This is a genomic window from Paenibacillus oryzisoli, assembly GCF_001653565.1.
GTDB lineage: Bacteria > Bacillota > Bacilli > Paenibacillales > NBRC-103111 > Paenibacillus_E > Paenibacillus_E oryzisoli.
Map to the genome: position 1 here is coordinate 20,525 of NZ_LYPB01000037.1, position 12,578 is coordinate 33,102.

Sequence of the window (12,578 nt, forward strand, 5' to 3'; positions counted from 1 at the left end):
TTATCTCATTTCAAGAATAGAACAAAACAAAAGGAACCTCAGACTTTACTAAGTCCAAGGTTCCTTTGCTTATAACCCCACAGCCGCGCCTCTCTCCAACCGCAGAATCTGCTTCTCTCCCGTTTCAGCCAGCTCACGGAATTGGGTAATCGTTTCGCGCATTTTGGGCAGCGCTTCTTGCTTATACGTACTGATCGCCTGCAAGGCTTCAAAGCTGTCAGCGAAAGCTTTTTTGAGCGAATCTGCTGAAATGCTGGCTTCAATCGCACCTTTTTGAATTTCCACACCTTGCTGCTTCAACATCTGCCCTGTATGTTCAATGAACGTATTGGTCGTGTTATACAAAGCATTCAGTTGCTTTAGCACCACCCTCTGATTTGCTAGGGCACTTGCCGCCGTAACAGCAACTCGCAGAGCTGCAACCGTTACTGTACTTGCACGATCCACACCGCGGATAAGTTCCTTATTATTCCTTATAACGACTTCAAAGGTGATAAAGCCCTGCTGATTGACTGCCATCATCGCTTGCATATCGAGCGTCCTCTGACGAAGTGGAAAAAGCACCTCTTCCGTTATGAATTGGATCTTCTCCGGATCATCATTTCGAGCTTTGGCAAGCGCGATCTGGGCTTCAATCGATTCATCCATATAGGAAACCAATTGGATTTCTTTACGAAGTTTTTTGGTAAGATCCCGCAGCGCATGCTGTTCGAGAAGAAGTGTTGTATTGTCATCCTTGAGCCCTAACTTCCCTTTATTCAGCGTTTCGATAATCTCGGCAATGACCATATCTGCCTTATCAAACTGATGGAAGTAGGAGCGCAGCGGATTAAAAAACTTCCCTAGAAACCCGCGTTTGACGAAGTCGATCCCGCTAGGATCGAGGTCTTTCATTTGAAGTTGCAGCTCCCCGAGTCCCTTAGCCACAATCCCCCCCTCATCACCAGCCCTCGATAGCTGCCCTATTGTCACTTGGAGCAAAGCATTTTTCTGAGAGGATGCTCGCATCGTTTCAATGCCGAAGTTTTCTACCGCAGCTAGAATATTTTTGCGTTTCTCCAGCGAATCGAGATCGATCTCCATGATCGTCTGCACATTCTGTTCTGCTTGTGCTTTCAGCTTTACAACTTCCTCGGCCACAGGCTTCACTTGTTCCTCAACAACGGCTTTGAGCACCTCATCGCCAGCAATCTCCAACGAAAAAGACATTCGAATTCCCCCTCATAAGGTAAATTAATCCTACATCTGGACGTTAAGTAGATTACTTATTTTATAAACAACATCATCCGTGTCTGCATTGATACTTGCTGCCTCGTTAATACTCGAAATGCTCTGAAGTGCCGCAATATCGGCATTATATCCAATCGTATAGATGGGAATCTGCAATGTCTCGATCAAGCCTCGAATGTCCTTCAAGGAATGTCCTGCATTGGTTTCTCCATCACTCAGTACGAAGATAATCGGTTTCACATTCGGATCCCCTACCATGTAGTCCTCCAGCATTTTCATAGCAACCGCAATGGCATCGAACGTAGCTGTGCCTCCACCTGCCTGGAGCGTACCCACAGTGCCCACAAACAGTGATTGTTGATTCGTATCATACTTGGCAATGGGGAGATTGATCGTCACCCCGTTCGAATAGGATACAAGACCAATTCTATTTTCCTTGCCCAGGTACTTCTGACCTTTGAGCAGGGATTCTTTCAATCGACTAAGCGGTTTACCATCCATGCTGCCTGATACATCCGTCACAAAAACAGCGGCAATCGGCTTGCTTCCATTTTTCTTTTCCTTCCAAACCTTCTGAGCAGTTGAAAGTGTATTGCCATCTATCGCAGAGAGCTCACTCTTGTAATTGTCTAGCCCATTAAACCCTTTATCCTTAGCTGCTTGTTGATATTTCGCCCCCCCAACAAATTCAGCAAATCGCTTAATTACATCAAGTTTCACGAGGGGCAAATCACCAAGGGCATAGAGCGGGCTGTCGTGCCTATATCCAAAAGGTGTAAATACATAGTCATTCGTAAGCTCTGCCGCATTCTGGAATGTCTGGTATTCCAATACAAAACCATCCAACATCCCCGATTTCGCAGCGTCTCGCATTTGTATAGTTGTAGATGCGATAAACGGTACGTTGGTTTGGAATTTCTCAAATTCTTGAACGGCCTTCTCACTAATTGGATTTCTATTATCCCATGTGCTTAAAGCTGTTACGAGGAAATTAAGACCGGTTGAACTCGCAAAAGGGTCCGTATAGCCCATAGCAAATTCATTATTTGAAATAGCTTGCGTCACGGTATTCACATTAATGGAGCCGTATTTGGCCACGAGGGCATCATATTTTTTCTTCGCGATCACAATGCCAGGAACATTCCCTACCAGACTTTTGGTGACTAGTTGTATTTTCGGACCGCCCGACTTGATCATCTCTCCCCATAACTCGTTGGAAGGCGTGAACGCATCCGGCACATATTTACCTGACTTGATATAGTCCGTCGCCGTTCCAGAAGCAATATTACGAATTTTCACAGAGGCCGTCTTCCCGTTAACCATAATCTGCGCTTTATTAAATTCATTCGCTACATCCGTTAACCAACCATCCACCCCGCTGCCCGACTTCTCTGTAGAGGAGAAAATTTCTACGAAATAATCTGTCGTATTATTCACTGTGATTGGAAATTTCGAAATATCAGGCAGCGATGAAGCGACATCGGCTGGATTAATATCAATCTGTCCTTTGACGGGTGTTCCATTCACCACGGAGATCTTGTCATACACCTTGTTCAATTGCTTAGCTGCACTCTCCGCTGTCACTTGATTTTGGGATTTACCCAAGTTAGCTGTAAAAGAAACGCCCGCATACACACCGATAAATACAATAATGACGATAAGCAGCGATATGAAGAAGAACTTCGTTTTATTCATGTTAGGAGCACCACCTCTACGGTTTGTAGAATTGTGTTTGCTTGATCAAGGCATCAATCTCTTGCATGCCAGGCATTTGCCCGATATCGCCATTCGCCATGCTATCCAGTTGAGAAATTTCTAGCAGCAACCTATCCAATTTGAGCAAAATTTCTTCATTAATATGTAGAGAAGATTTAACAAACGACATATGTGCCTTATATACAGTTCTTTTTTCTTGCAAAAACTCGGGAGATAACTGGCTCGTTGACTGTTTAGTGATGCTTTGGAACTCTTCTTCATCGAACACATGGAGACGGTTTATCATACTCCGTATATTGTGAAAAAATAACTTCTCAACCTCTCGCGTCGTAGAAGCAAATTTCTGAAAGCTAAGTCCGCTCGGTTCAAACCTCTGGGTGAGGACACTTCGTATCGTCTCTTGTTTCTTACGCATTCGCTCCAATTGATGCAAGCCAAGCGCAATTTCCTGTGCAAGGGATTTAATTCCTTTGAATTGTTTCAGGGCCCCCTCCAGATCTTCAGGGCTCTTCATCTGTTTGATAGGGAGTCGTAGATTTGACTTCATAACTATGCTGTAAATGCCAAATAGTAATAGGAGCGTACTTCCGAGCAGAATGGATACGGTGAATGCCGTTTCTAGTGCGCTGTGTCCGATACCTATCCCTAGAAATCCCGGTGAAAGCATAACAATATCAAACAAAGCAACCCCGCTCGTTAGCACAATTAATTTCGTTATTTTACGTGCAGCTTCCATCAAAGGAACTCTCTCCTCTCTTCGTAATTTCTAATCCAACTCACCCTGATCACAAGGAAATATCCGTCTGTTTCGTTTACTATCGCACGAAGTATGCTGATATTGCATTATATGCAGGACATATAGGACATATCTGCTTTCTGCTGTTCAAAGTGGAAGGAAAGATGTCCTTGAGCCATTTTATTCTCGCTAAAATGACAAAGGCTGTCCCACGAAGTAGATACGACTACTTGAGGACAGCCCTGTTCGACACTCAGCTAAGCTATATTCAATAAATGAAATGTTCCCTTCTGTACCCAATATATGTGGTCGGATACTGGCTGAGGCATCACTACATAACTTCTGCGAACAATATCCGTAAACTTTGATTGCTTCGCTAACCTAGCGGCAGCCCCCTCCGAATCGATTGTCTCTGTTGAACGCATGACGAGTGTCTGTTTGCGATTCGTGAAGGCGATGAGGAAACTCTCTGGCATGTGAGCCTGTATCCAGTCTGGGTTCAGAAATTGACACTCAAATGGAAAGGGATTATCTGTAAATACATCAACCGTACAAGTCTTCCTAGCTGGACTTAACAGCTCTAAGCTTGGATGTATCCAACCCTCTGCCCTTAAATTCCGGTATCCGATTCGCTTTACCTTCTCCTCGGTTAGCTTTGGATTTGCTTCTAACAAACTCCTGGTCACAATTTTGTTGTGCTCCGTCTTAATCTCAAGAAATAGAACACACATACCTGGTATAATCTCATCTGCGACCATATGTAGTCCTTTACCCGCTTCTTCTACAAACCGAGCGTCCCTCAGTATTGGATAAATATACGAAGAATCCAGTCTCATGGCTTCATCTTCGTTGCGACAATACGCCGTAGCTCCTATAATCCCATTCAAGTAAGTAATTGCTGCATTGATGTCGCCTGTATTGTGATAGGTTTGGAATACACCGTGAAGACTGACTACTAGTTCCTCCTCTTCTTCCTTCATAACACTTAACAAAAGCGGATTATTTACTGGGTCCTTCTGCTGGACTAGCGTACCTAAACTCTCTTCTAAATGCCTCATCATCATACATGCGAACTCTTTTGGTGTTTCATATAGCAATGCTTGTCTCACCTTTCTGCTTCCTCCTTGTTTCGGCAAATGAATGCAAAAACCCCTGACCAGTAGGCGTATCATCTACGCTTACTAGTCAGGGGTGTGCTTCACCGCCATTTGATTAACTACAATATATCATATATGTAAAATTATAGATATAAAATATGTGATCATTCTCTAACTCTCCGCTACCAATAGTTGATTAGACATGTACCACTTGGTTTCCAGCAATTGCATGTTCATCGGTTTCACTTAGTTGAACTTGCATTCCAAGGGCTATCGCTACTTTAATCAACGTGTCTACTCGCGGAATTTGCGAACTGTTTTCTAAACGTGCAATCTGTGCTTGAGAAAGACCAACCTTTTTCGCAACTTCGATTTGAGTTAACCCAGCTAGGGGACTTCTGTGTTTCTTTGCATAAATGGTTCAACAGAATGAAAACCTTCCTTTGCGTGAAAACATGACCCTATTTTATTTAACTGAAATTCGCATATGTAAACCACAAAGACTCAGGGTCCCCTTATTTATCTTCATAAAATTCTACTCGGGATACTGCTAGCTTGGCTCCTATTTCAGTATTAAATTAATTGATTTATACCAGAACACTACTAATTTAACAATCACAATAAAAAAACTCCCAGTAGCATATGCTACACAACATACTAAGAGAAGAATTATTGCTACCTGCATAATCCGTCTTTTTATCCGAATCCAAAACAGACCTTTATTCAACCCATCTGTTGCACTCCAACTAAATGGCATGAACATTAACCTGTGCCACATATCCCTACTTTTCATCCTAAGCCAAGTAATTTCGTAAGGCAGAATACGTTTACCAAAAATTCTAATATAATTATACCTATTAAGTATAAAAAAATAAGTTCGGATTAAATGTATGCCAAACACTTTTACGTTTTTTGCTACTTTTCCGTCATGCTCCATAATAATAATCTCAGTATGAAACTCATCCCAATTTCCTTGCTTTTTCTGCTCGATTAACTTTTCGATTCTTATGCCTTTACGTGGCGGAATTATGTCTTCTTTAAAATAAACTTCATCTACCTTATAATCATTATCATAAAAAGTGACCTTACCTGAAATACCTTTAATTTCATATTCAGTAGAATTTCGAATACTTATTTCTCGTAAGACCTTCCATTTCCTATTATCTAAAATATCACTGTCATATACTGTAGTTGTAATAGGTTGTTTTTCTCTTGATACAATTTGCTTTGGTCGGTAATGCTCTTCTCTTTCTTCAGTAAACTTTGAATCGCTAATTCTTAATACTGTTACTACAAAGGCAAGAAAAATAAAGAATAGAATTAAGCCCCACTTATGCTCAAATAAGATGAAACTACTAGACGATAACGCAGATGTAATGTCTGCAGGCGCTATAAGGTATACTAAAACAATTAAGAGGACTACTAGAAATAAAATAAAAGATTTCTTACTTATGTGAGCTTTCTTATTATCTTCGTTATTCCTGTTTTTAAAACTTATTTCTGGATAGTGCTTGTTTAGTTCGGGAAGATCTGTAGTTAAATCTTGAATGAGATCTTCCCAAAATAGTAGCTGAATAGTAAACTTATGCATCGTCTTGCGTTCTTCTGATAATAAATGTATTTTCTCCTGAAGTTTAGCATCTCTCCTTGCAGTTGTTGCTATGTAATATATATCAAGATTGGGTAAGAATTCTTCTGATTTTAAAACCTCATCAACAATAATATTTAGATTCAAATTTCCTTCAGTCAGTTTACACTGCACACCAGCTCTTCTTCCTGAGTCATCATTTCCATATATATCAACCCCATGTTGAGCTTGTCCGCTTCTTCCAATCCTGCTTATATTTTTATTCTTCCATCGTATCCGTAAGCAGCTAGCAACTATTTCTTCGAATTCATTCCAGTCTTTTGGAGCTGGTATAAGAGAGTTTGCCATTGTAGGCATTCTCATTTTCCCCTTCCTGCTTATAGTTTAAATATTTCCAGCCACCTATTTCTATTATTCTACAATATCATCACATGTAGAATGTATACTAAAATTTCACAAGATATACCGGCACATATGGTTACATCATAACTATGCGCTTCGAGAATAGGTAGTACAGAAGCATCAGATAAAGTAAATATTCAAAAAATATTCCATGGAAGTACTGCATTATGTCAGTTACATAAATAGATACTTTTCTTTGTTAACCTACTAAATGAGTAAGTTTTCTAAAAAACTAGTATATTTGACAAATGATGTACCTGAATATTAATAATTTCTTTTTTATTCACAGCACACAACATTCCATTAACATCCAATTAATTTTAATGAAATTCTTATTCTTACCATTATCCAACTAGAAACTGCTAATTTGTATTGAGTTAATTTTGTACATTAATATCGCATCTATTATTCTCCCCTCATAAAAGAACGTTTTTTTTGTAGAAGGCTATTATAAAAGCTAATTCGTTAAACTTTTGGCGAAAATTGCAATCGATTTGTGTTCTTGTGCCTCGATTAAATACTGTTTATAAGTAGGGCCAGCCTCTGAATACGAATCATACTCAACAATCCCAACATTTAAAACTCTGAACTTTTTGCGCATAAGCTCGTAAAATGTCGAATCATGTGTCGAAATAATAAATTGCTTATGATTTTGCTGCACAGGGTTTGCTAGGTCGCGAATCAAGTCAATTAACGCGGTAACATTCAAATCATCCATACTTTGGACCGGATCATCCATTGCAACAAACTGTAAAGGAGACCATGCTTGGGTTAAAGACATTGCAAGGAAAAATGATATGGCTGTCGCATTAACTTGTGCGGCACTAAATATGTAAGAAGGATTTGCTTCCTGTGGACCGAGCGGTGAATCCCCACCCGTCATAACCTTTAAAAAAAGTCGGTTATTATTATATTTTTTGTCCGTGTCGTAATCAATGTCTGTGAACAAAGGATGCGAGTTGATTCGGACAAAAATCGCTCGCATTGTGTCGAACATTTGGTCCATTACTCTTTCTGTCAATGCATTAATGGCGTCAGGAACGGTGATTTCAGCATCTTTGAGCGTATCGAACGTTTCTTTCAACGAACGTAACCCGTCCTCGACTCGTTGGATAACCTTCTGCTTGGATGCAATATGCTGTTGTAACTCCTCGAAAAGTTCTAAATACTTGTCCGTCCTGTATACTTTAAGTAATTGCTTCGGTATCGCATGACGACGAGCATTCTCCTGAATATTATCCTGCAGTGCAATAGTTTTTGATTCCAATTTCTCCTCAATAGCCTGCCAATCGGCTTCTAGACTGTCCGCTATGACAATACCAACCGAGGTCAACCTCCCTATCCATATAAGTATTTCTTTACTCAGATGTTGGATATCTTGATTTTGATCGTGAAGCGGCTTGACAGTAAATGATGAGGAAACAGCTTCTAACATGTCCCGTAAACCTTCCATTTGCTGCTTGAAATTATGAAGACTACTCGAAATCCGCTCCTTCAGATCAAATTGCATTACATTGATTTCGAGTACTTCCGCTCGCTGCTTGTAGTTCTCTTGCCTTAGGCTAATCTGTTGTATATCTTCAAGTAGCTCATTACGCTTTGCTCTCACTGCTGTCTCTTGCGCAAGCAGGCTTCCATGCTGTTGCCGCCATTTCAGTAACAAATCACGGAGAGTTCTCTCTGCGCTAATCCAATTCTTTTGTGTAACTAGTAGATGAGACTCACTAGCCTGCTTAATTTGGTCTAAGTCTAATTCCCTCATCTTAGCAGGAGCTAGCTCCGGATGAATGCGATCCAATTGAAATCTTGCATATTGCTGCAAATGATTAGCATGAATCCCCTCCGTCCCGCAAGCTGGGCAATGCTCTAATTCCGGCTGCTCTACAGCAAACTGCATAACATGTTTAAGAAACGCTTGATGCTTCTCTTCATGCTGTACCAATTGTTGAACTAATGCGGAATGCTGAGAGTGGATCAGTTCAGCCTCCCTGAAATTTTTCTCACACACTTTAAGTGATTTCCATTGAACCTCAAGTTGTTGGAGTGCTTCAAACAGTTCAACGCGGGCAACCTCTTCCAAAGACGGGTAATTCATGGCGAAAGCTCCACTCAAACCACCATAGTTTTGAACGAGTCTTGCATTATCAATTGAGCCTGTTACGTTATCCAGTGCTTTATCTAATTGATCAGCAGTGCTCCTAGTTCGTAGTGCTTGAACTAGCAATTCATCGGCTTGTTGAACTTTCTGACACGTTATCTGTTCAGTCTCTTGATACAAATCTGTGTCAGTTAATAATTGCTGTAATTGCTCTACCTTGGACTTTGCATCCTTTAGATAATTACCAAGTTGGTACTGATGCTTCCACTGGTTTAACTGAGGCTGTTTGACCTTTAAATATGCAAGGGCAGACTTCGCTAACTCTAGCTCCCTGAACGCGAAATTATCCAATTTGCTTCGCTCCATCTCAAGTCTTCCAGACTGTAACTCCGCTTCATGAACCCACTCTTTGATTTCGCGTGGCTCACTAGTGGAAGTCAATGGTTCGAATTCTTCTTGAAAGTGTTGAAGGGTCGTTTGCCATTGCGAATGACGTGACAGATTAGATACATCGGATAGTTCAACCTTGAGCTCCTGTAATCTCTTTTCTAATGCTACTTCATCCGCCTTCAATGAATCTAACTTACGTTGAAATTCGTCCCGCCTCACTTCAAGTTCCATCTTCGCCTTATGTACAATGTCACGATAGATGCTGAACTGCTCTGTTCCGAAAATACGAGAGACGGCGTGATAACGGTCTTTCTCCTTCATTCCCCTCAAAATCCCATTCATTCTCTCTTGGCACAGCAAATGAGTAAGAAATAGGCTCTTGTTCACATCCACACGTTCTAGCCACTCTTTATGGACAAGCAATAGTTTTAGCACCTGTTCTGCCGTATCATCCTCTAAACTCTTCCCATTGACTTCGACCTTAAGATAGCTTGTATCTTCACCTGATCGGATCGACTGGTAGCCTCCCCCTGTTCGAGTTACTTTTAATTTCGTTATTGCATTGCTCAGCTCAATAGTGACTCTAGGAGGTCTACCGTTTGCAAAATGATTTCCAATGTACTGATATGCTTTTCTTTCCGAATCTTCTTCGTAGCGGTATATCGTCCCAGTAAGTCCCCACTCGATAGCATCAAAAAAAGATGTTTTACCGTAGCCATTAGGTCCGTGCAGGATAATAATGTTTGTGTCTGGAAATTTAAATGTTCTCTCTTCTTGAAAACCGCGGAAAGCTTCAATTGTAATTGCATTAATTCTCATCTCCCAGCACCTCCGCTAGGTTAGGTAAGCATAAGGCCTGAATTAGACTTTCTGCTGAGTTGTTTCCCCTTTGAAACAGAGCTTGATCCAACCTTTCCCTTGTAGAACCTTTCACACATGCCTGCCATTGCATTAAAAAATGACGGTCATCGAACCAAAGACGCTCTGGCCATTGGTCCTGTACATTTATGGAGAAGCCTAACGGTAGCTTTTCAGAGAGTCGTTCTAAATCAGCATGTGTAAGGACAATTTTGCGAAAAAAGAATCGGTTCGACTCAATTCGCTTTTTCAACTCATTACTAATTATCTCATCTACGTATAGGACCAAATACATGTCCCACCGAAGATCATCAAGCTCTCGAGGCATTTGGTTTTGCACCCGGTAAGCAAATTGATAAGCTGCTCGCTCCCACTGTTTCGCCATTTGGGACTCTGATTCATAGCATGAGATACCATAAATTTGCTGCGCTGAGAAGTACAGTTCATCGATATGACGAATTCGCAGGTCAGATAGCTTCTGTAGACCTTTCTGGCAATCAAAATAGTGGATTAAGATTTCACTCATAATTAGATCACCTTCCTTAGTTTTTTGCATATTTCCGTATAGTTACTCTCTTGCCTAACTTGCCGCAAGCAAGAGGAACAACTAATACTAACCGTACCAGATAACTTATTTGGCTCCAGACCATCGAAAATACGAGAATGCGTACTTTGACCAAATTGAAGCAATATTTTGGAGAAGTCAGCCTGTCTACTGGAATTGCAGTGCTCGCACAAATTTTCAGGGTTGTTAGAAGTTAGGGATTCTGAATTAATATTCTCCAGCAACAACCGATATGGAAAGAGTTCCTCCCCACCACTACTAAGTAGAAAGGGGCGAAGAGAACTATTATATAATTTGGCGATAAAACCAATTACTAGCTCGGGCATTGTCTCTTTGTCCTGTGAGAAGAGAATACGAACCCACCTTTCTGAATCCAACTGAAGATTCGGGAGTTGAATCACTTCATTTGGATCTGTAAAATTCCAATCAGGGTATACAAGATGGACCAATGCAAGCAACTCCCACAACTCCCGCAGTCCGGAATTACCGCTGGGCGGTTGGTGGTTGGTGTAGTGGTATAGACTAAGAAACTGCTTCATTTTTTTGTCATCCATGGCTTCTAGTTTTTGAAATACTTCGTTCATGGAGCCGATTAATCTAGTCCGAATCTGATCCTCATCTCTGAAACGGTTGATAAAGACACTCTCCAACACTTGCCGATGCCCTTCAAGCTGTTGAACAACTTGGCCTTTTACTGTTTCTGTATGCACTGTTGGAGATACTGACTCGTCTAATCGTTCTGAATCCTGATTTGAATGGACTGATCGAAAACCAAAAGTTGGGGGATCGAAGGTATCGAGCACATCAAGAAGCAGGCCTTTAAGTAAATCGTAATTGGTTGTCTGGTGACCATGCGGAACGTCGAGGATCGAACCATGGTCACCAGGAAGAACTTGCGCTTGTAAATAGGTGCTGGAATGCCCCATATTTGGTACTGCACTCCCTTGTTCCACTACATCATCTTTAACGCCAAAGCAGTATATAGACGGGAATAAACTATTCAGTTTCTGATGAGCGTCAGCAAAGCATCTGTTCATATCATCGAGAAATTCACAGTTAGAACGAAGCTCTTCTATTTGTGTATGTTTCTGGAATCGTTTTATAATATGATGAAATTGCGCAAACTTGGATCCGTTATACGGTGTCGCGTAGCTAATGAAACCACCAATGCGGTTCAATTGATCATTGCGGTGCAAATATTCGTTCAAAATAAAGCGCTTACCAATTAATCCACCCATGCTATGACCAGCAACTACAATTTTCTCATACTTTCTATACATGTACCCATTCAATATCGTTTTTAACTGTTGCGCCAGAAGCTGAATAGATAAGGGACTATCCTTACTAACACTTAATCGATGCCCAAGTATTTCAAATTCGCCTTCGATTCCAAATAGACCACTAATAAGGTGAGATGTGTCATAAGTGACAATCCCGACATCGATACCTTCAAGTTCAGGATCGTCCTTGATTAGTTGTGACCAATCTCTTCCTGATTCCACCCATGTTCTTGGTGCACCAAGGCCATGAATAAACAAGACGAGTATCTTACCTTTGACACTTGGGTCTCTCTGTTTCAATATGATCTGCATCGACAAGTTTAATTCCCCCTTCCCATTCCGACCAGTTTAATAACTTCTACTTGACACTTCATCTTGCTCTTCATAATTTAGTAGTACGTTTTACTATCCTCATAGATGCTATGGGTTCAGAAACTCACATTTCTAGTTTGTTTCTATCTACTCTTTCTCTTCTTATTAGACTGTAAGAGCCGAAAAGACTCCTAGAGGTACTAAGTATCTACGAGGAACAACAACATCTTTCCTGCCATACCTAGTTGTACTCTATGTATGCTACCATTTTACATTAGATGGGTATATTTTCCTATGTAAAGCCAT

At 40.9% G+C, this 12,578-nt stretch carries 9 protein-coding genes; all 9 read right to left on the reverse strand.

Annotation, left to right across the window (positions count from 1 at the left end; translation table 11 throughout):
• Positions 1 to 69: 69 nt before the first annotated feature.
• The 9 genes from A8708_RS01215 to A8708_RS01250 all read right to left on the reverse strand — a co-directional run bounded on the left by A8708_RS01215 (position 70) and on the right by A8708_RS01250 (position 12,272).
• Complete coding sequence (locus A8708_RS01215) at positions 70 to 1,209, reverse strand: toxic anion resistance protein (RefSeq protein WP_068661718.1); 1,140 nt, start codon at positions 1,207 to 1,209, stop codon at positions 70 to 72.
• A gap of 30 nt (positions 1,210 to 1,239) precedes the next feature.
• Positions 1,240 to 2,925 (reverse strand): vWA domain-containing protein, encoded by a 1,686-nt coding sequence (locus tag A8708_RS01220; RefSeq protein ID WP_068661719.1) that lies wholly within the window; start codon positions 2,923 to 2,925, stop codon positions 1,240 to 1,242.
• A gap of 16 nt (positions 2,926 to 2,941) precedes the next feature.
• Positions 2,942 to 3,682, reverse strand: coding sequence for a hypothetical protein (locus A8708_RS01225; RefSeq protein ID WP_068661720.1), 741 nt, complete (start codon positions 3,680 to 3,682; stop codon positions 2,942 to 2,944).
• 257 nt (positions 3,683 to 3,939) lie between these two features.
• Positions 3,940 to 4,791: a hypothetical protein gene (locus A8708_RS01230; protein WP_068661721.1), complete on the reverse strand. Its 852-nt coding sequence runs from the start codon at positions 4,789 to 4,791 to the stop codon at positions 3,940 to 3,942.
• A 184-nt stretch (positions 4,792 to 4,975) separates the two neighbouring features.
• Positions 4,976 to 5,197, reverse strand: coding sequence for a helix-turn-helix domain-containing protein (locus A8708_RS37025; RefSeq protein WP_082927199.1), 222 nt, complete (start codon positions 5,195 to 5,197; stop codon positions 4,976 to 4,978).
• Positions 5,198 to 5,341: 144 nt separating this feature from the next.
• Entirely contained in the window at positions 5,342 to 6,724 is a 1,383-nt protein-coding gene (locus A8708_RS01235) for a hypothetical protein (protein ID WP_068661722.1), read from the reverse strand.
• 502 nt (positions 6,725 to 7,226) lie between these two features.
• The gene (locus A8708_RS01240; RefSeq protein WP_068661723.1) at positions 7,227 to 10,076 is read right to left on the reverse strand and encodes an AAA family ATPase; all 2,850 of its coding nucleotides are present in this window, start codon (positions 10,074 to 10,076) and stop codon (positions 7,227 to 7,229) included.
• Positions 10,066 to 10,641, reverse strand: coding sequence for an ABC-three component system middle component 1 (locus A8708_RS01245; RefSeq protein WP_068661724.1), 576 nt, complete (start codon positions 10,639 to 10,641; stop codon positions 10,066 to 10,068). The genes A8708_RS01240 and A8708_RS01245 overlap by 11 nt, the downstream gene beginning before the upstream one ends.
• Before the next feature lie 2 nt (positions 10,642 to 10,643).
• Positions 10,644 to 12,272: an ABC-three component system protein gene (locus A8708_RS01250; protein ID WP_239696484.1), complete on the reverse strand. Its 1,629-nt coding sequence runs from the start codon at positions 12,270 to 12,272 to the stop codon at positions 10,644 to 10,646.
• Between the last annotated feature and the right edge of the window lie 306 nt (positions 12,273 to 12,578).

Bases quoted from the DNA above. Each gene is read 5' to 3' on its own strand.
- A8708_RS01220 (WP_068661719.1), bottom strand. From the start codon at position 2,925: ATGAATAAAACGAAGTTCTTCTTCATATCGCTGCTTATCGTCATTATT.
- A8708_RS01225 (WP_068661720.1), bottom strand. From the start codon at position 3,682: ATGGAAGCTGCACGTAAAATAACGAAATTAATTGTGCTAACGAGCGGG.
- A8708_RS01245 (WP_068661724.1), bottom strand. From the start codon at position 10,641: ATGAGTGAAATCTTAATCCACTATTTTGATTGCCAGAAAGGTCTACAG.
- A8708_RS01215 (WP_068661718.1), bottom strand. From the start codon at position 1,209: ATGTCTTTTTCGTTGGAGATTGCTGGCGATGAGGTGCTCAAAGCCGTT.
- A8708_RS01250 (WP_239696484.1), bottom strand. From the start codon at position 12,272: ATGCAGATCATATTGAAACAGAGAGACCCAAGTGTCAAAGGTAAGATA.
- A8708_RS01235 (WP_068661722.1), bottom strand. From the start codon at position 6,724: ATGCCTACAATGGCAAACTCTCTTATACCAGCTCCAAAAGACTGGAAT.
- A8708_RS01240 (WP_068661723.1), bottom strand. From the start codon at position 10,076: ATGAGAATTAATGCAATTACAATTGAAGCTTTCCGCGGTTTTCAAGAA.